Below are 21,627 nucleotides of genomic sequence, written 5' to 3'. Positions count from 1 at the left end.
GGCAGATCACTCTGCCGCTTTGGTCATGTTCCAGAACACCGGCACCGGCGACGGGATCATGTCTTCGATGTTGGACCGACGCGCCTGCGGGATGATGTATTCGCCCATCATCAGATAGTTCACGTTGTCCATCACATGCTCCTGAATACGCGTCGCGATCTCTTTCTTGGTCGCGTCGTCGCTGGCCGAGACATACTCGGTCCGCATGGCTTCGATCTCAGGGTCATCGGGCCAGCCGAACCAGCCATCATCGCCGCGGCCGTTCAACATCACGTTGACCAGCGGGTCAGAGACTTCGGGCACCATCCAGTTGGTGAAGAACAGGTTCCACCCGCCCTCGGCCACAGGCGACTGCTGTGCGCGGCGTTGCACGACCGACTGCCAATCCATCGACTGCATATCGACCTCGAACCCCGCCTCGCGCAGCGCTTGGGCTGCAACCACAGGCTGGTTGTTCAGGCTGATCACATCGGTCGGGGCCATCAGGACAATCGGCGTTCCGTCATAGCCCGCTTCTTCCAGCAGTTCCTTGGCACGCTCGGTATTCGCGCCACCGGTCAGCAAGTCAGATCCCGCCTCGTCGCCCAAGGGGGTCGAGCAGCCAAAGATCGCGCCACAGACTTTGTAGTATTCAGGATCACCCTGCATCGTCGCCAGCATGGATTCCTGATCCAGCGCGGCCATCGCCGCCTGACGCACCAGCTTGTTGTCAAACGGTGCATGCAAGAAGTTCGGACGCCCGATGGTGACATAGCCCAGATCATCGCGTTTCTCGACGACGACATCCTCATTGCCCGACAGGATCGGCATCAGGTCGATCTGAACCTGCTCAAGATAGTCGATCTCGCCTGCGGACAGCGCATTCAGCGCGGTCAGCGCATCGGGCATCGTGGTCCAGACCACCTTGTCCACATTGACGACCTTGCCGCCTGCCATCCAGGATGCGGGCTCGTCGCGCGGCACATAGTCGTCGAACTTTTCATAGGTCACCGACACGCCGGGCTCATAGGCATCCTGATCGAACACAAATGGACCGGAGCCGATGTATTCCGTGATCGTCTCATCGGCAGAGGTTTCGGCAACACGCGCCGGCATGATGAACGGCGGCACCGCGGATTGCTTGGAAATCACGTCGATCAGCGGGCCAAAGGGCTTGGTCAGCGTCCAGACAACGGTCTTGTCATCTGTCGCTTCAAGGCTTTCGGTCACGTCAAAGATCAACTGCCCGCCGCTGTCGCGCTTGCCCCAACGGGTCAGAGAGGCAACAACATCGGCGCCGGTCACAGGCGCGCCATCGTGGAACACCAGCCCGTCGCGCAGGGTGAACGTATAGACCAGCCCGTCGTCGGATGTCTCCCAGCTTGCCATCTGCGGCTGCGGGGTGAAATTCTCGTCCACCGCCGTCAACACGTCATAGATCATATAGGCGTGGTCACGCGTGATGTGCGCCGTGGTGATCACCGGATCCAGCACCCGCAGGCCCGAGTGCATGACCGCCGTGATCGTGGTTTCTTCCTGCGCGAAGCTCGCGGCAGGCACCAGCAGCGCAGCCGTGGTCATCAGCGACGCCGCCAGCCCCCGGCTTTGTTTCAATGTGGGTCGTAAAGTCAGCATATCAATTTCCCATGTTGGTTGTGGTCATTGTTATATTTGGACACCGCCGGTTGATCCGCCGGTATCGGGGCGTGCAGCAGCCGCACGCGCGGCCCCGAAAACGGGACCGTTAGGAGAAAGCCGCAACCCCTCACGCAACCGCGTAAAGGGCAGGTCTGCGGGGTCGAACGGCATGGGGCCGGGGGCACGCGCGACAATAATCTCGCGCGCACTCGGGGTGAAATCGGCCCGAAAATGGGTAGAGCTTTTGACGACAAGGATTTTCTGCGTCTCTGGTGCGATCCCGACAAAGCGGAACATCTCGCGGTCAGCCATCTGCGCAATCCGCGTTGTGACGGCCACCCGCACGCCGCCGATGCGCAAACAGGCCGAGGGCCCCAGATCCAGCATCGTCCCACCGTAATATGGGCCGGTGGCTTTCACTTTGCCCTCCGACAGCATCTCGACAACGGCCTCGACCTCGACGGGGCTATCGTCGGGCAAACCGGGGTGGCCTCCCAAGCGAAAGACCGCGCGCGCGCCCTCCCCCAGCTCGTGGGCTTGGGCGGCGGAATGCGGGTCTACGATCAGCCCGATCGCCGCGTCTTGGGCATCGGCATCGATCAAGGCTCGCAACATCCCCGTCGTGGCAGAGACCCCACCCGCGCCGGGGTTGTCTTGGGTATCTGCAATCACCACAGGCCCCTGCCCTGCCCCTTTTGCCGCGCGCACCGCATAGGAAACCGCCGCGTCAGGGGTAAAAGTATCGTTGTCGAACTCGGATTCGGCAGCGGCATAGGCATCCGCCACCGCATCTGCTGCGGCATCCGCCGCCGCTTGAGTCTCGGCATAGGCCACCGCCGTGGGGCCACAATCGGCAATATCCGCGGCCGGAAAGCCCATGAACAGCGACGCCGACAGTGCGCCTTGCGCCTCAACCTCTGTCAGGTTTTCATACAATCCCTTGGCGGGCTGCATATCCGTGGTCTGAAACGGGATCGGCACCAGATAGGACATGCGACGGAACGCTTTGGCCGGGCGCGTGCCGGTCTGCATCACATGATCCAGCAACCGCGCCGCTGCGGCACCGGTATCGGCCATATCGATGTGCGGATAGGTGCGGAATCCCGCCAGCACATCCACCGTGTTCACAAACTCTTCCGAGATATTGCCATGCAGGTCCAATGCGGCGGCAATCGGCACATCCGGCCCCACCAATGCGCGCACCTGACGGGCAATCTCGCCCTCCCCGTCATCGTGATGCGTCGCCACCATCGCGCCGTGCAGGTCCAGAAACACACCATCCAACGGCCCTGCGGCACGTAGCCCGTCCAGAATTTCGCCCAGAATAGTGTCGAACGCATCCTGCGTCACAGGTGCCGATGGAATAGCCCCCGCCCAAAGAACAGGCACCACATCCCAATCCGAATCCCCCGCGACCTTCAACGCACCGGTCATGCCAAGGTTCACTTCCTGAAAGGCGTCGATCATCGCGGGGCCACCCACCATAGGGACATAACCGCCACCGGCCTTGAAGGCCGCCATATCCGCAGGCTCGGGCGCAAAGGTATTGGTTTCATGAAGAAATCCGGCCATGGCGACGCGCATCGGGGAACCCACCTTTAAATCATGTATCGCTTCACAAAACTGAATGTATTGCTTGGCGATACGGCTGTATTGCCATACGATGCTAGGCACTGACCTATCCTCGCGTCAACCCGGAGCGCTTAATGCCAGACCCCAAACGACCACATTCCTCTGTCGCGTCTAATTTTCAGGCAGATGCCGATAGGCTCTTTGTGCGCTCCGCCGCCCGCGCCATCCATGTGCTCAGCGCGTTTCACGAGGCCGACGGCCCGCTCAGCCTGTCAGACATCGCCACGAAGGCAGAGATCGACCGATCCGCCGCGCAACGTCTTGTGCATACGCTCATGACATTGGGGCACATCCGGCGCAGCCCCGACGACCGCGGCTACCTGCCCGGATTGCGCTTGCTCGACCACACCCACGACACCCTACGTCTGGACCCCGTGGTGCAGGTCGCCACCCCCGTTATCCTCGAGATGCGCAAATCCATCGCCGAACGGATCGACTTCAGCCTCTATGATGAGACCCGCGTGATCTATGCCCTGCGCATGCAAAGCAAACGCGAAACGTTTTACGCCACGCTTGTGGGCCATAGCGTCCCCACCTATTGCACCGCCGGCGGCCGCGCGACCCTCTGCGCCCTGCCCCCCGAAGAAGCGCGCGAGATCATCAATCGCTTCCCGCTGCACAGCTATACCTCTTACACCAACGTGGACCCCGACAGCATCATGAACAGTCTCGAACAGGCCCGTAGAGACGGTTTTGCCCAAGTGCAGAACGAATTCGTCTTGGGCGAAGTCGCCATTGGCGTGCCCGTCGTCAACCGTCAGGGCCGTCCCTTGGGGGCCATCCACATCGCCGGCTCGCTTTCCGAATGGAGCGCCGAAGACTTCGCCCGCCGCGCGGCCCCCATCGCCCAAGAAGCCGCCCGCGCCATCAGTGGCAGTTTCTAGCCCTTGAATTCGATCCGCGTCACCGGCCCCAACTCTGCCTCCACCGCCGCAACAAGCGGGCGCAGAAGATGTGTCTCAATATAGCGTTGCGCGAATTTGCTCGGCGTGCGCAGCTCAAGCACGCCCCCTTCGAACGCCACATATTCAAGCTGCGAGAACCACGCCTTGAACTGATCCACGTTCTCCCGCGACAGGTTCACCATCGCACGTTGCCACGTACCCGGCCCGCCCTGCGCGGGCTCTGATGCCTCGGGTTTCGCATAATCGGCCAGTTGCACCACCTTGACCGGCGTTTCGCTGCGATACCGCTCTTTCATCCGCGCATCGTAATCCGGCCCGACCAGCGGCCAGCACGGCTCTGACAGCCGCGCGATCTGCGCATAATTCAACCGATAGGCCGCCACCCTGCCCCGCACGCCGCCGCGCGTACAAATCAACAACTGCGCATCCGTCAGCCGTTTGATCTCGCGTTTCACCGTGCGTTCATTCACCGACCACATCCGCGCCAGATCCCGCTGGCCCACGCTCAGCTCGTCAGCGCGCCAATTATACCGCGAGGTCACCGCCGCGATGAGCCGCATCAACGAGGTCTGCAAGGTCGGTGATCCGTTCAACCCCGCCACGCTCAAAGCGGTCAAAAGGTCGTACTTGATCACCCCGGCTTCAGGGCCGGTCAGCCGCAATGGGTTCATGGTTTTGCCTACTCGATGTATCGTCTTATTTTTATCGGTCAGCTTCTTTGAGCCGATTCCGTTTATGCTTTCTACAAAGCTCTAAATCCCGTCTTCTGTCAACCCGCTGGGAAAAACAGGAATTACCCTTTTCCTTAATCCAAATTCAATTTGGTAAAGGTTAATAGGTTAAGGGGGACGCTAAGGTGTCACCATATCAGGGGATCGCTGTCACCAAAACAGCCCCATATGCCCCTTGCCTGTCACCAAAATCTCTTTGCCCCGCGTTAACCGCAGCGAAATAAACCCGTTCTTCAGGATCAGCGCGCGAATTTCGGGAAAATTAGGTTTTGCCAAATTGCCGAATTCGCGTTATTCGAAATTCGAGGCTTAAAAACGCGAGTAGAAAGATGAGAAATCACAACGACCTTCTTAACATGAACGAGCGCAGCTTGGAACAACAGGCCGCCGTGCGCCGCGCCACCTTCTCCCCCGGAGAGATCAAGGCCCTGCGCCCCTTCTCTATCTGGGAGATCAGCCAGTTCATGTTCGACGTCCCCGCCGACACCCTGCGCAAGAAGCTGGCGGACGACCCGACCCTGCCCCAGGGGCTCACCGAAGAGGATGGCCGCCAGCGCTGGTTCAGCCTCGAAGAGATCAACGAGCTGCGCCGCCGCGCCAAGTTCCGCGGTCGCAAGCTGCTGCCTGAACGCCCCCGGGGCCGTGCCATGCGCGTGGCCGTGTCGAACTTCAAAGGCGGCGTCGGGAAGACCGTCGTCGCACAACACCTCGCCCATGCCGCCGCCCTTGACGGCTACCGCGTGCTCTGTGTCGACTTCGACCCGCAGGCGACGCTGACCCATTCGATGGGGCTGACCGAGGTCAAGGAAAGCCACACGGTCTGGGGCATCATGTGCCGCGACCTCTGCCGTGAATCCAACCGGATCATGGAAAGCTATGATGACCCCGATGACTGCCCCTACCCCGCCGCGGACGAATTGCCCGAAGACGTGCAATCCATCGGCGCGCAGCGGTTTCAGGAATTCATCCAGCCCACCTGCTGGCCCACGATCGACATCATCCCGTCCTGCGCCAACGCGGCCTTCGTCGAGTTTGCCTCGGCCCAATACCGCGCGCTCCACAAGGCATGGAGCTTTTTCGGCTGCGTCGCGCGCTATCTCGATGAGCTGCCCGACGATCAATATGACATCATCATTTTCGACTGCCCGCCCGCCATCGGCTACCAGTCCCTAAACGCCGCGTTTGCGGCTGATATCCTCTATATCCCCTCGGGCCCGGGCTACTGGGAGTATGACAGTACGACCAGCTATCTGGGCCAGCTTGGCGACGCGATGGCCGATATCTCGGAAGGGTTTGCAAGCCTCGCAGCGGACGCAGGCATTACGCTTCCTAAACAGTTTTCCGACATCCGTTTACTTATGACCCGTTTTGAATCCAACAATCCGCTGCACAGCGCCATGATCGACGCGTTCAAGAACGTCTTCGGCGCCGACGTCTGCGCCCACCCGATTGAAATGACCCGCGCGGTCGAACAGTCGGGCCGGTTCCAGATGTCGGTTTACGAACAGGACTATCGCCAGATGACGCGCGAAACATGGAAACGGGCGCGGCAGAGTTTTGACCGTGCCTATGACGAGTTTTTGCAAACCGTGCTCGAAGCGTGGAAAGAAAACGGAAAACGTAAGGAGAAGGCAGAATGAGCAGTAAAAACAAATTCGGCTTCGCCCCGGTAGAAGCCCCCACATCCGGCAGCCGCCGCAACCGCCAGCCGGGCCCCATGGGCGCCGCCGTGCGGGACGTGGCCGAAAACCTGCAAGAGGCAACGGAAGCCAAAATCGAACAGCGCCGCCGCAACGCCGAAGACGCCAAGACTTTCCGGCAAGCCCAAGGCGAAGGCCGCGTGCTCTACCAGATCGACCTGTCGGAAATCTTCACCGACGATCTGCCGCGCGATCGCCTTGCGCTGGAAGAAGTCGCGCAGTCCGACGAGATGGAGGAGCTTAAATCCTCGATCCGCGAACGCGGGCAGCGCGAACCCGTCGAGGTCTATGTCGGGCCGAACGGGCGCTACCAGCTCAAGAAAGGCTGGCGCCGATTCACCGCCCTGTCGCAGTTGTTTTCCGAAACCAAAGACGATCGCTTTGGCACGATCACCGCGCGGGTAGAAGTGGGCGAGGATGACCGCATTTCGCGCTATGTGGATATGGTCGAAGAGAACGTCGTGCGCGAAGACCTGTCTTTCGCCGAGATGGCGCAGGTCGCGATCACAGCCGCCAAGGACGACGCGGTGGAAGAGATCGACCCGGCAGAGCTGGTGACCCGTCTTTACAGCGCGCTGCACAAGACCAAGCGGTCTTACATCAAAAGCTTCGTCTTCCTTCTCTCGGCGTTGGAGGGGAGCTTGCAGTGGCCCAAGGCCGTGCCGCGCAATCTGGGAGTCGATGTCGCGCGCGCGCTGCGCACACCGGATCAAGCCAGTGTCTTGCAGGAAAAACTCTTGGATGCCTCGACACCGGACGAGCAGAATAAAATCCTCAAGGATTTTCTGACCACCTCGAACGAACCGACAGAGAAGCCCGCCTCCAAGGCAGAGCCGAAGCAGAAGTTCGAATTCTACGTCGGCCAGACCAAGGTCACCGCCCGCCACGGTGAATGCCGTTTGATGAGCGATATCGACTTTGCCACCATGCCCAAAAAGCAATTGGAAGAAGCCGTGCGTGCCTTTGAAGAGGTGCTCAGCAACGGGCCGCGCATCCGGTAAGCGGTTACCCATGGGTAACCACTGCCCACCCGGTTACCCATGGGTAACCACCGCGCATCGGGTTACCCATGGGTAACCGGCAAGGGTAAATGATAGGGATAGCAGGGAAGGGGGCGCAGAGGCGTCCCCTTTTTTGTGCGTTTACGGGGCGGAGCGCGCAATTGCCCCATTTCCCAATAAAACAAGGGGTTTTCGGCGCGAATATCGGCTTAACGCGTTGATTCAAAACAGCTTTGCGGCTCAAAGATGCAGATTTCACCATGATTCCGCCATGTCCGCACCAGAACCCGACGTTGAACCATGGACATCCCCTGAAACGCGGGATTAACGTGCGCCCATAGGGGAGGGCTGGCAGATGTCAGAAAGACCTTATCGACATATTTTTGATCTCGGGAGAAACATCATGGATCGTCGTTCATTTATTCGTGGCGCAGGCGTTGCGGGGGCAGGGGCCGTTGCTTCATCGCTGGCCGCACCCGCCGTCGCCCAAGGCAACATTACCTGGCGCATGGTCACCACCTGGCCGAAAAACTTCCCCGGTCTGGGTGTCGGCGCGCAGCGTCTGGCCGACCGTATCACAGCGGCCTCCGGCGGCCGTCTGACCGTGCAGGTCTACTCAGCGGGTGAGCTGGTGCCGCCGCTGCAATCGCTGGACGCCGTGATCGATGGCTCCGCTGAGATGAGCCACGGTGCCGCCTATTATTGGCAGAACAAATCGCCCGCGCTGTCCTTCTTTACCGGCGTGCCCTACGGCATGACCACGCCAGAACTGACAGCCTGGATGCGCTATATGGGCGGTCAGGAAATCTGGGACGAGATCTATGACCAGTTCGGCGTTCAGGGCTTCCTGTCGGGCAACACCGGCACGCAGACAGGCGGTTGGTTCCGCGACGAGCTGACCAGCCTTGACGATGTCAAAGGCGTGCGCTTCCGGACCCCCGGCCTTGGCGGTCGCGTATGGGAGAAACTGGGCGCGACGGTCACCAACATGGCCGCGGGCGAGATCTTTCAGGCGCTGCAATCGGGCACGCTGGACGCAGCCGAATTCGTCGGCCCCTACAACGATCTGGCGCTCGGCTTCCATCAGGTTGCCAAGAATTACTACATGCCGTCCTTCGTTGAATCCGGCCTCGCGACCGAGCTTGTCGTCGACAAGAAGAAGTATCAGGAACTGCCCGAAGACCTGCAGGCGATCATCCGTGATGTAAGCCAGGCGGAATACGATCAGGTCGCGGCCGACTTCTATGCCAACGATCCACGCGCGCTGAAAACGCTGGTGGAAGAGCACGGCGTGACCGTCCGCAACTTCCCCGACGACATCATGGAAGCCGGTGCCAAAGCCTCGGTCGAGGTGGTCGAGGAACTGCGCAGCAGCGACGACCCGCTGGTCAAGAAAACCGCCGACAGCTTTGTCGAAGCGCTGAACCTTGTCCGCACCCGGACAGAGAAGATCGACAGCCCCTACATTCAGGCGCGTCAGAGCTTCCTGAAATACTAAGCTCCGCCCGTAGGACACAGAAACGGCCCGGTGGAAACACCGGGCCTTTTTTCGTGATGGGGCAGGGGCCTAGTCCCCGTCCCGCCCGGTGGCACACCGGGCATCGCCCTCCCTCCCCCCGGAGGGCGATTTTGTGACGTCGCGCAATCTGCATCGGTCAGCGGTTGATGCACCGGGGGCTGCCACTTTTGAATCTGCGGATCGCCCCCCAGGGAGGGCGATCCCCTTAGCCTGCGATCAGTTTGGGCAACCAGGTCACGATCTGCGGGAACATGAACAGGATCGCAATCGCCACCACCTGCAGCATCACGAAGGGCAGGATGCCCTTGTAGATCGCGCTGGTGGGCAGGTCCGCCGGGGCCACGCCGCGCAGGTAGAACAGCGCAAAGCCGAAGGGCGGGGTCAGGAAGGACGTTTGCAGGTTCACCCCCACAAGCACACCCAGCCAGATCGGATCGACATCCAGCATCAGCAGCACCGGTGCGGTGATCGGGATCACGATAAAGATGATCTCGAAGGTGTCGAGGATGAAGCCCAGGAAGAACATGATGATCATCACCACCGCCACCGCGGCGAGCGTCCCGCCCGGCAGGTTGCTGAGGAATTCATGCACCAGATTGTCGCCGCCCATCATACGGAACACGACCGAAAAGACCGAGGCCCCGAGCAGGATCACAAAGACCATGCTGGTGATTGTAGCCGTGGCGACCATCGTTTCCTTAAGCACGCCAAAGGACAGACGCCAGCGCAATGCGGCGAGGATCATGGCCCCGACGGCACCGACGGATGCGGCCTCTGTCGGGGTGGCGATGCCGCCCAGAATAGACCCTAACACGGCCAAAATCAGCGCCAGAGGCGGGACAAGCGCCACAAAGACCTCGCGCAGCAGCTTTGATTTCTCATCCGCTGGAACGGGGGTGGCAGGGCAGGATTTAGGGTCTGTTGCGGCTTTGAACAGCACATACCCGAGGTAGAGCGACACGAGCAGCAGCCCGGGCAGCAGGGCCCCGGCAAAAAGATCCCCGACAGAAACAGGCGTGGGGGCAAAGTTGCCCTTGGCCATCTGCACCTGCGAGTTGATGCCCGACAGCATATCGCCCATGAAAATCAACACGGTAGAGGGGGGGATGATCTGGCCCAAAGTGCCGCTGGCGCAGATCACGCCGGTGGCCAGTTTCGGGTCATAGCCCGCCCGTAGCATCGCGGGCAGCGAGATCAGCCCCATCGTCACCACGGTCGCGCCCACCACACCCGTAGAGGCCGCGAGCATCGCCCCGACCAGCACCACAGAGATCCCGAGCCCGCCGCGCATATTGCCGAACATCTTGCCCATGGTGAGCAACAGTTGTTCGGCGATCTGGCTGCGCTCCAGCATCACCCCCATGAAGATGAACAGCGGCACGGCGACGAGCACTTCGTTCGTCATAAAGCCGATATATCGGTTGGGCAAAGACCCGAAGTTGGATGGGTCGAACACGCCCAAAGCCATGCCTACACCGCAGAATAGTAACGAAGTGCCGGCAAGGGTGAAGGCCACGGGGAAGCCCAGAAGCAGAAAGCCGATGACCCCAAAGAACATCAGCGCGGCGAGCATCTCGCCAATCATGATCGGGTCCATCAGGCGGCTCCCTCGGTGGTGGCGGGTTTGATGGCGTCCGGGCTGTATTGCATCGCGGCGGGCACAAGATCAGCCCTGCCGCCAAGCACCAGAATGGACCGGATCGCCATGGCAATGCCTTGCGCCGCAATCAGGGCCGCAAAGACGATGATAAAGGTCTTGAGGATATAAAGCCCCGGCATCCCGCCCACATTGGCAGAGCCTTCGTGATAGCCCCAAGCGCGCTGCACGAAGGGCATCGAATAGATGTAGACGATCCATGTGAAGGGCAGCAGAAAGACGAACACCCCGATCAGGTCGGTGATGGCGCGGGTGCGCAGTTTGGCGGGACGGTAAAAGATATCGACGCGCACGTGATCGTCGCGCAGCAGGGCAAAGCCTGCCACCGCGGTGAACATCGCTCCGTTCAGCCAGATATAGAGATCCTGCATCCAGACGTAGCTGGTGGCAAAGAGGTATCTTTGTACCACTACGGTAAAGCAGACGACGACAATGGCCAGCGCGAGCCAGGAAAAGACTTTTCCGATAATCAGATTAACAGCGCAGATGAGGGATGCTACTCCAGCGAGAAAACGCACATTCCACCCTTTTCTATGGTTTCTATCGTTCTTAACGCATGTCAATCAAAGTGCCGCAGGGGAATGTCAAGCGGGGTCTCAGCATTTCGCTGTGCGAAATATTGCGCATCCGCGGCAGCCGTCCGCCCTTTTTAAGATACTTTTTGACAGTGTTCGCAACTTTAGGTTACGCATGCGCTGTGACACGCTCTGCTTAGTAAGTACCAACAGTTAAAGATAAATAGTGTAGATGACACAGTCAGCCGAATTGCTTCACATGGAAACCGGTACGTTGCTTAAACAAGAGCAGGGCCGGGCGGTCTTTGCTGTGAAAGCGCCCGATGATCTTGTTGTGAAGGTACCGATGAAAGCGCTGCGGGCGGCGGACGCGGGGCGGGTCAGACCATTTCTTTACAAACATTTTCCGACGACGCGACACCGCATGCTGTTGCGCCAGTTGACCCATGACATCGAAGTGCGGATTCGCAGCCATGACGCGGGTATTGCTTCGCCGATTGCATTCACCAACGGGGTGATGCGGACGGATATGGGGCTGGGGCTGTTGATGCAGCGGGTCGGGCCGGAAGGCGGCGGTCTGGGGATGACGCTGGACGAATTCGTCGCGCGGGATCTGCTGGATACGGCGGCGCTGAAGGCGTTGAACGATTTCTCGCGCGCGGTCTTTGCGCTTGGAGTGGTGGCCCCGGCGTTGAACTCCCGCAGCATCGTCTGGGGACAGAGGGAGGGTAAGTGGCAACCGCTGATCGTGGACGGGTTTGGCGACCCCAATGTGATCAAGCTGCGCAGCTGGGTGCCCTATCTGCGGCACCGCGCCCTGCACCGCGGGATGGAGCGGACGGCCCGCGATGTCGGGCTGCATTGGTCGCGGCGCAAAAAGATGTTTCTGCGCAGCGATTACGACGCGCTCAACTAGGGTTACCCTCTCTGCCTACTCCGCCGGAAGCTGGGAATAATACAGCGCCAGCGCGTCGATCTCGGCATCTGTCAGATTGCGAGCGGCTTTTTCCATCAGCTCTTTGCGGGGGCCGCCGCCGCGTGTGCCCTCGCGCCAAAGCTTCAGCTGCTGCGCCAGATAGGGGCGCGGCTGGCCGCTGATGCGCGGGAAGCCGGGTTTGGTCTGGTCCAGACCGGGGCCGTGGCAGGACGCGCAAGACGGCGCGTCGATATTGCCGATGGCGGCGACGCCGGCCCCTTGCTCCATCAGCTCGAGCTCTGCCGGGGGCAGGGGGGGGGGCGGGGTCGGGCCATCGGGCGCGGATGCGGCATAGTGGCGGATCACACGGGTCAGGTCATCGGGGGGAAGCTGCGTTGCTGCATGGGCCATAAAGCCGCTGTCCCGTGCCCCGGTGCGATAGGCGGTGACCGCGTCCTGCATGTACCCTTCGTCGAGGATATCGAGGCGGGGGATATGGCCGTTGCCTTTGCTGTCGCCCGTCGCGCCGTGGCAGGAGGCGCAATAGGTCAGCGCGGTGTCGTCGGCCGGTGCGTCTGACGCCAGCAGCGCGTCAAAGCCCGCGCCTTCCATCTCGCGGACATGGGTGAGGAAGGCGACCATGGCCCAGATCTCGTCCTCGCGGTTTTCGGCGGGCCAGTAGGGCATGCCGCTCATCTTGACGCCGTCCTTGACGATGGTGAACAGATGCTGCGGCTGCCAGTCGGCGACGGCGTCGGTGATATGGGGTGGTTCGGGCGACATGGCGTCGGCGGTGGCGGAGTGGATCCGGTCGGGGGCGGCGTGGCAGAAGCTGCAGGCGCTGTCGAAATGCCCCGCGCCGAGGCCGACGAGATCGGGGTCGGACAGGTCGGGCACTTGTGCGGCGTCAGGGGCGCGGAGTTTGACCGACTGGCGATAGGCGGTGTGCAGCACCCAGGACACGCCCGGAATATGGCCCGCGCGGGCAGAGACGTTGAACAGCCCCAGCCCCACGATGGTCACCGCGCCGACAGCCCCCAGCAGGGCCAGAACGATCAGGGTTTTGATCACGGTTCTCATTGCGTTTGCTCCGTTACGATTGGGGTGCGGGGTCGGTGCTGCGCAGGTCACGGCCCACCAGCCACAATCCGGCGATCAGATAGACCGGTGTGCCGATGCCCAGCATCAGCAGCCCGCCCAGTTGTTGCCCGCCAAGGTCGGCGGCGCGGCCGCAAATCTCGGCAAAGACATCGCGGGGGGCGAGGATCAGCAGCGCCCCCAGTAGGGTCATATGCATCGAGGTCAGCAGTAGCGATCCGGCCCCTGCCAGCCCGTTGTGCGCGCGCAGGGCGCTGACCCAGACCAGCAGTCCGACGATCAGGAAACTGCCCTGTTCCAGCGCAAAGCCCGCGGGCAGCAGATAGGCCATCCCGTGCAGCTGCGGCAGATGCCATGCCCAGACCACCATGAATTCAAGCACCGTTGCGATCAGCGGAGAGATGATCAGCCAGCGCAGCCGGTCGCCCAGTCCGAAGGCGAGCAGCGGTGCGACCACGGCGACCAGCCCCATATGGCGCAGCATATGGACGGGGAAGGCGGCGCCGGTCAGCCGTTCCAGCGGCACCAGCCAGAGCAGGCCAAGCAGGGCAAACCCCAGATATGTCGCCACGCGGGTCATGCGCAGCTGGCGATCAGCAGCACGGGGAGCGAGACATAGATCACCCCCACCGCCGAAATCAGCGACAGCAGGAAGGCCGCGTGGCCCATGAACTGGTGGCGGTCCTCATTGTTGCCCGCGTCGTTTTCCCATTCGCGGTCACGCACCACATCCCATTGCCGCCACGCGCCCCAGCCCAGCCAGACGATCGCCGCCAGAACGCCTATGGTCAGCAGCCCGATGCCAAGGCGCAGGGTGGTAAGGTAATCCACGCCGAGGATGTGATCGGCGCAGAACACGGTTGTGGCACCGTAGCAGATCACGAAATGCAGCGCCCAAAGCGTGGGGCTGAGGGCGAGCCGCCAGAGGCTGTCTTGTTCCTCGTGGAATTCCTCTTGCTCTTCTTCGGTGGAGATCTGGTTCATGCCAGCAACCTTGGGGCCACGCCCAGAATAAAGCCGGTGACCAGCGCGGTCAGCACCATGAAGTGCCAAAATAGCGTGACGTTGCACAGGTCGGCGTCATATTGCGGGGTCACCTTGCCAAAGATCGACCCTGCCAGCGCATAAAGCTGCATGATGATCCCCAGCACGGAATGCGCCACCAGCCAGACCATCAGCGCCCACATGGTCGCGGGGTAGACATGGGTTGTGGGCTCAAGATCGAGGACCGACAGGATGATCAGCCCCGCCCCGCCGACGGTGCAGATCGCGGCCAGTGCCAATGCGATGCGTGCCAGCGTGATATGGCTGCGTTTATTGACCTCGCGCGCGAGCACGGTCGCGGCCCATGAGACGACAAACAGCGTAACCCCTAGCGCGACGGCGGCGCCCGTCGCGTGGTCCGCTCCGATGGTGATAAAGTCCGGTCGCGCGGTCCAGTAGAAGAAGAACCCGAAGACGAGGCTGGCGAAGGCGGTGCTGTCGCCCAGCATCGTGATCCAGACCGCCCACCACCCGACAGAGGTCGGCCCCGAGGCGTAGGTCGGCAGGCTGAGGCCTAGGCCCACGTCCTTACGCTCCTGATCCGGCACCTGTGCCGTGCTGGTCCAGAGCCAGTAGAGCACGCAGACAATGGCGAAGGCGCCGCAGACGATGGCGGGTTCGTAGATGTGGAAGGTGGGGAAGATGAACGCGCCGCCGGTGAAGAACGCGGCGAGCATGGTGATCCACGCGGGGCCGGTGACGCGCTGCACCATCAGCGGTTTCGCGTCGATGACCGAGGTGATCAGCGTCTCGCGTTTGCCCTCGGGGGCGTCGGGCAGATAGTAGCGGCCCGCGTCCATACGCTCGACCAGTTTGGGCTGGTCCCACAGCGGGTAGCGCGAGGTGATATAGGGCACCGACCGGTTGCCCCATGCCTCTTCGGGCACATCATGGGCCCATTCCAGCGTACCGCCGCCCCATGGGTTGCGCTTGATCTGGCCTTGGTACGCTTTGGGGCGCAGCAGATCGTAGACGAAGACGGCAAAGCCTGCGGCGGTGATATAGGCCCCGACGGTGGACATCATATTAAGCCAGTCCCAGCCCGCGCTGCCCGGATAGGTGAAGATCCGGCGCGGCATCCCCTTGAGCCCCGTCAGATGCATCGGCAGGAAGGTGACGTTGAAGCCCACAAAGATCAGCCAGAAGGACCAACGGCCAAGGGTTTCGGACAGCAGCTTTTTGCGGAAGAAGGGGAAGAAATAATAGACCCCCGCCATGACCGGAAAGACCATGCCGCCGAACAGCGTGTAGTGCAGGTGGGCCACGACGAAGTAGCTGTCATGCGCCTGCCAGTTGAAGGGCACGATGGCCAGCATCACGCCCGTCAGACCGCCCGCCACAAAGATCGCCAGCGCCCCCGCGATCCAGAGCATCGGCAGGGTCATCTTGACCCGTCCCACCATCAGCGTCGCGACAAAGGCGAAAAGCTGGATGCCGGTGGGGATCACCACGGCCTCGGACGCGGCCGAAAAGAACCCCAGACTGATCTGGGGCAGGCCGGTGGTGAACATGTGATGCACCCACAGCCCGAAGGACAAGAACCCCGTGCCGACCGCGCTGAGCACGATCCACGAATAGCCCACGATGGGCGTGCGTGCGACGGTGGGCACGATCATCGCGGCGATCGCGATAGAGGGCAGGAAGATGATGTAGACCTCCGGATGGCCGAAAATCCAGAACAGATGCTGCCAGAGCATCGGGTCGCCGCCCCGGACGGGATCGAAGAACGGCCAATCGAAGGACCGTTCGAGTTCGAACAGGAAGTCCCCCGCGATCAGCGGCGGGAAGGCGAAGAGGATCATCCCGCCCACGACCATCACATACCACGCGTAAAGCGGCATGATGTTGACGCGCATCCCCGGTGGACGGCATTTGAGCGCGCCGACAATCAGCTCGACCGCCGCGGCGATGGAGGCGACCTCGATAAACGAGAGGCCCAGAAGCCAGACATCGGGGCCGATGCCTTCTTCCTTGGTGGCGAGCGGGGGGTACATGAACCAACCCGCCTTGGGGCCGGAATCGAACAGGATGGACCCGAAGACAAAGATGCCGCCGATCAGGAAACACCAGTAGCCATAGGCGCTGAGCCGCGGGAACGGCATGTCGCGCGCCCCCAGCATCCCGGGCAGCAGCAGGATCGAGATCGCCTCGAACATGGGCACGGCAAAGAGGAACATCATCGCCGAGCCGTGCATGGTGAAGAACTGGTTATAGCGGTCGGCGTCGAGGAAATCATTCTCGGGCACGGCAAGCTGGGTGCGCATGAGCACCGCCAGAATACCGGCGCAGAGCATGAAAAAGAACGCGGTCATCGTGTACCAGATGCCGACCTCGGTGTTGTTCACTGCCGACCAGTAGCGCCAGCCTTGCGGCGTTTTCCAAGCTGCACGCAGACGTTTTTTCTGCGCCTCCTGAACCTCCTGCGGCACGGGTTCGGCGAGCATATCCTCGGTCGGGGGGTAGGTGCCTTCGGGTTGCAGCACATCGGGGTATCTGCGGGTCATTCCAGCCCCCCCAGATAGGCGGCGAGCGCCGCGAGATCGTCGTCGGACAGGAAGTCATAAGTGGGCATATTGACCTCGGGTTTGATCGTGTCGGTGTGGCCGATCCATGTGGCGATGGCCTGCGCGTTCAAGGGAAGGGTGCCTGCGGCAAGCGAGTGGCGATTTGCCAGATGGGTCAGGTCGGGGCCGGTCTTGCCGATGGCTTTGGTGCCACGGATGGTGTGGCAGGCGCCGCAGCCTTCCTCAAGGAACAGGGTCGCGCCGGCTTGGGCCAGCGCGCCCTGGGGCGGCTTGGCATCGCGCGCCTCCGCGCTGAGCCATTGGTCGAATTCATCGGGCGGCATCACCACGGTTTCAAAGGCCATCAACGCATGGGAGGCGCCGCAGAATTCGGCGCATTGGCCCCGGTAGATGCCGGGATCGGTGGGCGCGAGGGTCATGCGGGTTTCGCGCCCCGGGAACATATCGGTCTTGCCGCCAAGGGCCGGCACCCAGAAGGAGTGGATCACCCGATGCGCGTTCAGCACAAGCTCGGTCCGGGCACCGGCGGGCAGGCGGAGCTCGTTCGCCGAGACGACTGTTCTGGTCTCCCCTTGCTGTTGGTATTCGACGCGCCACCACCATTGTTCGGCGGTGACCCGCACGACCAGCCCGTCCCCTTCGGCGCGGGTCGGTCCCATCAGCGGCAGGGAATAGATCAGCAGCCCCCCCAGCAGGACCACGGGAAAGACGATACCCCCGCCGACGATCAGCATTTCGGCGGTGCGGCGGCGCATGGCACCGGGGTTGATGCGTGTGACATAGACGAACAGCAGCGCGACAAGCCCCCACAGGATCACCGCGCCGACCAGCATCACCCAAAAGAGGTTCAGCACATCCGACGCGTCCTGACCGGCGGGGGCCAGCACGGATTGACGCCCCTCGCAGCCTGCCAGAAGCAGGGCGGCCGGGGCGATTGCACAGATGCGCCAAGGGTGTTGCAAGGGGGCTCCTTTCACTCTGACAATTTGTCCATGTCCGAGGCAAGCGGGTCTTGCCCCTTTGATTTCATGTAGAACACGGTCGCCCCCCAGAGCACGACACCCAAGCCGATCAGCACCGCGGCGATCAGGTATTGCACGCTGTCGCGCCCGGTCCACGGGCCGACGAAAAAGGCGCAAGATATCGCGCCGATATAGGGCAGGCCGAGGGGGCTGGTGAAATGGTCGTGGTCCACCGTATCGCTGCGCAGCACCAGCACGGCGATATTGACCAGCGTGAACACCGCAAGCAGCAGCAGCGCCGTGGTGCCCCCCAGATCAGGCACCGCGCCGACAAAGGTGATCAGCGCGATCGCCAGCCCGGTGGTAAAGACAATGGCCGTATAGGGCGTGCGCCGTTTGGGCAGCACCTTGCCCAGAATGGAGGGCAGGACTTTTTCCTGCGCCATCCCGTACAGCAGGCGGCTGGCCATCAGCATGTTGATCAGTGCGGAGTTCGCCACGGCGCACATGGTGATGATGCCGAAGACGCTGAGCGGGAACCAGGGCGCGCCGGCTTCGACGACCTTGAGCAGGGGGGTGGCCCCTTCGCCCAATGCCTTTGCGTCGACAAGGGCAATGGCGGTGATCGACACCAGCAGATAGATCACGCCGGTGATCAGCAGCCCGCCCAGCAGGACTTTGGGAAAGATGCGCGAGGGGTTCTTGGCTTCTTCGGCCATGTTCACGGAATCCTCGAAGCCGACCATCGCAAAGAAGGCCAGCGTGGTCGCGGCGATCACGGGCCAGAACAGGCCCTGCTCTCCGGCGCTGCTGAAATCGAACGCGCGCCCGAAATCGCCTTGCCCGCCCATGAGCGCGGCGGCCCCGATCATGATGATGATCAGCAGGCCGGTCAGTTCGATGCAGGTGAGCACCACATTTGCCTTCACGCTTTCGCCGACGCCGCGCAGGTTGATCAGCCCCAGCAGCACCATAAAGCCGATGCTAATGGCGGTGATCAGCAAGGCCCCGTCGCCTAGACCGAAACTTTTCCCGAAATTCTCGGCAAAAGCCTGCGAGGCGGTCGAGGCCGAGGTGATCCCGCTCGACATCACAGCGAAGGCCACGAGGAAGGTGAGGAAATGCACGCCAAAGGCCTTTTGCGTATAAAGCGCGGCACCGGCGGCCTTGGGGTATTTGGTGACAAGTTCAAGGTAGCTGCAAGCGGTCACGGTGGCCAAGACAAAGGCCACGAGGAACGGCAGCCAGACAATGCCGCCGACCTTTGCCGCGACTTCGCCTGTGAGCGCGTAGATCCCTGTGCCCAAGACATCGCCCACCACGAAAAGCAGCAGCAAGCCGGGCCCCATCACGCGTTTAAGTTCGCTTTTCTCGCCGTCTTGATCCGGCGCCTTTGAAACATCCTTGGTCATGGGACACTCCCTTCCCCCCTTGCCGGGGGCGTGGCCCCGACATCACAGCCGTCACCAGTTCACGCCCGTAGCGACGGCTAGCCCGTGGCGTCTTGTGCGCTGCCGCCTTTCTTGCGGATCACGCGGTAGATGTAGGTCAGCACCAAGGCGCCGATGACAACGTTGGACACGGGGTTCATGTAGTCCGCGACCAGATCGTATTGCGACCCGAGCGCGTAGCCGAGCCCGGTCAGCAGAGTGTTCCAGATCACCGTGCCCGCCAGCGAGAAGGCCAGAAACGGCAGGTGATGCATCGGCGTCAGCCCCGCGGGCACCGAGATCAGCGTGCGGATGGCGGGCACCATGCGCCCCATGAGCACGGCCAGATTGCCGTGGCGGTCGAACCAGTCCGACGCGCGGTCAAGATCCTCGGGGGACATGGTGAGCCAGCGGCCGTGCTTTTCCAGAAGGTGCCGCACGCGGTCGTGCCCGATCTTGCGCGCGATGATGTAGTAGAGGTAGGTGCCCGCCAGCGACCCGATGCTGCCCGCGATCACCACGCCGACAAAGTTCATCTGGTCCTGATAGGCCAGAAACCCTGCCAGCGGCATGATCAGCTCGGACGGGATGGGCGGAAAGACGTTTTCCGCGAACATCAAAAACGCGACGCCCAGATAGCCAGCGGCGTCCAGCAGGCCGGTGATCCAGTCAAACATGGGGACTCCGGTTCTGTTGCGTTGCGGGGGAGGGGGCGTTGAGGGTCATTGAGGGTCTTTCGTCGTCAGCGGGTTGGCTACACGTTCATAGTATTCACTGATGGCGCGCATATCCTCGGGGGTCATTTTGCGGGCGATGGCGGACATCATGCCGCCAAAGTCATTGTCCCGCTGGCCGCGTTTCCAGCGGTCCAGTTGCAGAACCATGTAGTTGGCGTATTGACCGGCAAGATAGGGCACCGAGGGCGGGTTGCCCGTGCCATCGGGCCCGTGGCAGTTGGTGCAGGCGGGCAGGCCCTTGTCGGGCGATCCGGCCCGCGCGATGGCGGCCCCTTTCTGGATCTCTTGCGCTGAAACCTGCCCGCGCGCCACCCGCAGCGGCGCAGCGAGAGAGGCGTAATAGGCGCTGACCGCGGCGCGGTCGTCTTCAGAGAGGGATTGCGCGACGGGCGTCATCAGGTCGTCGGGCCGCGCGTCGCTGGCATAGTCATCCAGCTGCTTGTCAAGATACCACGCCGGTTGTCCGGTAAGCCGTGGGAAGCTGCCCGACCCGTCGCCCTGACCGTCAACGCTATGGCAGGTCATGCAGGATTGCACATCGCCCGCGCCCTGCAGGGCGATGGTCTGCCCCCGTGCCAGCGTGTCGGCGTCGGGCGGCGTATCGACCGTCATGTTGAACAGATCGCGCGCCGTACCATAGGGCTGATCCGCAGGGATCGCCTGCGCGGTGGCCAGCGCGGGCAAAAGGGCTGCGAGGGCGAGGCAGAGCAGGGGGCGGTGCGGGATGTTCATGGGGGCTCCTCTGCTTCAGGCGTCCATCAGTGGGCGCGGGTTGGTGATATAGTCGTTCTTCATGTGATCGAGCGTCCAATAGGCGACGCCCATCAGCGGCCCCGTGGGGTTGTAGCCAAGGTTCTGCGGAAACAGCCCTGCGCCAAAGACAAAGACGTTGTGATGATCCCACATCTGGCCAAAACGGTTCACGACGCTGGTGGTCGGGTCCGTGCCCATCACCGTGCCGCCGGTGTTATGGGTGGTCTGATAGGGCACGATGGAATAATCACTGCCCTCTGCCGCGCGGTTGCTGGCGGAGGTGGATGTCACGTTCTCCATATTGCGCGCGATCTCATGCGCCTTGCCCATCACATAGTCGGCCATGCGCCGGTCGTTTTCGGGAAAGTTGAATGTCATCCGCAGCAGCGGGCGGCCATAGGCGTCTTTCCATGTTGGATCGAGGTCAAGGTAGTTATCGGGCGTCGCCATGGATGACCCGTGGACGGTCAGGCTGGCGTGGTGCAGGTAATTCTCGCGCACGGCACGTTTCCAGTCGGCACCCCATGCGGGCGTGCCTTCGGGCGTGGGCTGGTAGTTGATCGGGCGGCCATTGGTCTGCGTGCAGGCGATATAGCCGCCGCCCAGAAACCCCAGATCGCTGTGGTCGAAGTTGTCGCCGTTGAAGTCATCGATCACCGTGCCAAGCGCCCCCGCCCCCATAAAGGGGTTGGTCACCACCTGATCATCGAAAAATACGTTCACACCCGCCATCGTCTGATAGGCATAGTTCCGGCCCACGGTGCCTGTGCGGGTTTTCGGGTCGTAGGGTTTGCCCAGACCGGAGACCAGCATCAGATGCACGTTCCACAGGCCATAGGCGTTCATGCAGACGATATCGGCGGGCTGGAACACCTCTTCGCCCGC

The 21,627-nt window shown here is 62.0% G+C and carries 19 protein-coding genes; 5 read left to right on the top strand and 14 right to left on the bottom strand.

What is annotated here, in order from left to right:
• Positions 1-6: 6 nt before the first annotated feature.
• Positions 7-1,614 (bottom strand): ABC transporter substrate-binding protein, encoded by a 1,608-nt coding sequence (locus B3849_RS02615; RefSeq protein ID WP_037941349.1) that lies wholly within the window; start codon positions 1,612-1,614, stop codon positions 7-9.
• A gap of 30 nt (positions 1,615-1,644) precedes the next feature.
• Positions 1,645-3,189 carry a M81 family metallopeptidase gene (locus tag B3849_RS02610; protein ID WP_278426084.1) on the bottom strand — a complete coding sequence of 515 codons (1,545 nt, stop codon included), beginning with the start codon at positions 3,187-3,189 and terminating at the stop codon, positions 1,645-1,647.
• Positions 3,190-3,323: 134 nt separating this feature from the next.
• Between B3849_RS02610 and B3849_RS02605 the strand changes: the two genes are divergently transcribed.
• The gene (locus B3849_RS02605; protein ID WP_244269013.1) at positions 3,324-4,133 is read left to right on the top strand and encodes an IclR family transcriptional regulator; all 810 of its coding nucleotides are present in this window, start codon (positions 3,324-3,326) and stop codon (positions 4,131-4,133) included.
• Here B3849_RS02605 and B3849_RS02600 read toward each other — a convergent pair.
• Entirely contained in the window at positions 4,130-4,825 is a 696-nt protein-coding gene (locus B3849_RS02600) for a DnaA N-terminal domain-containing protein (RefSeq protein ID WP_005848787.1), read from the bottom strand. The genes B3849_RS02605 and B3849_RS02600 overlap by 4 nt on opposite strands.
• A gap of 389 nt (positions 4,826-5,214) precedes the next feature.
• Here B3849_RS02600 and B3849_RS02595 point away from each other — a divergent pair, with 389 nt between their 5' ends.
• From B3849_RS02595 to B3849_RS02585, 3 genes are all read left to right on the top strand, one after another.
• On the top strand, positions 5,215-6,525 hold the full coding sequence (locus tag B3849_RS02595; protein ID WP_107277637.1) for an AAA family ATPase: 1,311 nt from the start codon (positions 5,215-5,217) through the stop codon (positions 6,523-6,525).
• The gene (locus tag B3849_RS02590; protein WP_114865413.1) at positions 6,522-7,586 is read left to right on the top strand and encodes a ParB/RepB/Spo0J family partition protein; all 1,065 of its coding nucleotides are present in this window, start codon (positions 6,522-6,524) and stop codon (positions 7,584-7,586) included. Before B3849_RS02595 ends, B3849_RS02590 begins: the two co-directional genes overlap by 4 nt.
• A gap of 403 nt (positions 7,587-7,989) precedes the next feature.
• Positions 7,990-9,084 (top strand): TRAP transporter substrate-binding protein, encoded by a 1,095-nt coding sequence (locus tag B3849_RS02585; protein ID WP_005848780.1) that lies wholly within the window; start codon positions 7,990-7,992, stop codon positions 9,082-9,084.
• A 226-nt stretch (positions 9,085-9,310) separates the two neighbouring features.
• Here B3849_RS02585 and B3849_RS02580 read toward each other — a convergent pair whose 3' ends face one another.
• Together B3849_RS02580 and B3849_RS02575 are read right to left on the bottom strand one after the other, a co-directional pair.
• The gene (locus B3849_RS02580; RefSeq protein WP_260005962.1) at positions 9,311-10,702 is read right to left on the bottom strand and encodes a TRAP transporter large permease; all 1,392 of its coding nucleotides are present in this window, start codon (positions 10,700-10,702) and stop codon (positions 9,311-9,313) included.
• Complete coding sequence (locus tag B3849_RS02575) at positions 10,702-11,280, bottom strand: TRAP transporter small permease subunit (protein ID WP_174226630.1); 579 nt, start codon at positions 11,278-11,280, stop codon at positions 10,702-10,704. Before B3849_RS02575 ends, B3849_RS02580 begins: the two co-directional genes overlap by 1 nt.
• A 229-nt stretch (positions 11,281-11,509) precedes the next feature.
• On the opposite strand from B3849_RS02575, the gene B3849_RS02570 reads away from it, so the two are divergent.
• Complete coding sequence (locus B3849_RS02570) at positions 11,510-12,193, top strand: YrbL family protein (RefSeq protein ID WP_278426086.1); 684 nt, start codon at positions 11,510-11,512, stop codon at positions 12,191-12,193.
• Positions 12,194-12,208: 15 nt separating this feature from the next.
• Here the strand turns inward: B3849_RS02570 and B3849_RS02565 are convergent, their stop codons facing one another.
• From B3849_RS02565 to B3849_RS02525, 9 genes are all read right to left on the bottom strand, one after another.
• A complete protein-coding gene (locus B3849_RS02565; protein WP_278426088.1) occupies positions 12,209-13,273 on the bottom strand; it encodes a c-type cytochrome in 1,065 nt (354 codons plus the stop codon).
• A 13-nt stretch (positions 13,274-13,286) separates the two neighbouring features.
• On the bottom strand, positions 13,287-13,871 hold the full coding sequence (locus B3849_RS02560) for a cytochrome c oxidase assembly protein (RefSeq protein WP_278426089.1): 585 nt from the start codon (positions 13,869-13,871) through the stop codon (positions 13,287-13,289).
• Positions 13,868-14,275 carry a hypothetical protein gene (locus tag B3849_RS02555; protein ID WP_005848768.1) on the bottom strand — a complete coding sequence of 136 codons (408 nt, stop codon included), beginning with the start codon at positions 14,273-14,275 and terminating at the stop codon, positions 13,868-13,870. Before B3849_RS02555 ends, B3849_RS02560 begins: the two co-directional genes overlap by 4 nt.
• Complete coding sequence (ctaD, locus tag B3849_RS02550) at positions 14,272-16,839, bottom strand: cytochrome c oxidase subunit I (protein ID WP_286779780.1); 2,568 nt, start codon at positions 16,837-16,839, stop codon at positions 14,272-14,274. The genes B3849_RS02555 and ctaD overlap by 4 nt, the downstream gene beginning before the upstream one ends.
• On the bottom strand, positions 16,836-17,822 hold the full coding sequence (gene coxB / locus B3849_RS02545) for a cytochrome c oxidase subunit II (protein WP_278426092.1): 987 nt from the start codon (positions 17,820-17,822) through the stop codon (positions 16,836-16,838). The genes ctaD and coxB overlap by 4 nt, the downstream gene beginning before the upstream one ends.
• Before the next feature lie 11 nt (positions 17,823-17,833).
• Positions 17,834-19,234, bottom strand: coding sequence for an APC family permease (locus tag B3849_RS02540; protein ID WP_286779779.1), 1,401 nt, complete (start codon positions 19,232-19,234; stop codon positions 17,834-17,836).
• 77 nt (positions 19,235-19,311) lie between these two features.
• A complete protein-coding gene (locus B3849_RS02535; RefSeq protein ID WP_037941363.1) occupies positions 19,312-19,929 on the bottom strand; it encodes a DedA family protein in 618 nt (205 codons plus the stop codon).
• Positions 19,930-19,974: 45 nt separating this feature from the next.
• Positions 19,975-20,721: a c-type cytochrome gene (locus B3849_RS02530; RefSeq protein WP_278426095.1), complete on the bottom strand. Its 747-nt coding sequence runs from the start codon at positions 20,719-20,721 to the stop codon at positions 19,975-19,977.
• Between the two features lie 15 nt (positions 20,722-20,736).
• On the bottom strand, positions 20,737-21,627 hold an 891-nt coding region (locus B3849_RS02525; protein WP_286779778.1), incomplete at its 5' end, for a GMC oxidoreductase.

It is taken from the genome of Sulfitobacter sp. UBA4523 (genome assembly GCF_002388305.1).
Lineage (GTDB): Bacteria > Pseudomonadota > Alphaproteobacteria > Rhodobacterales > Rhodobacteraceae > Sulfitobacter > Sulfitobacter pontiacus.
This window is presented reverse-complemented; position numbering and strand designations above follow the sequence as displayed.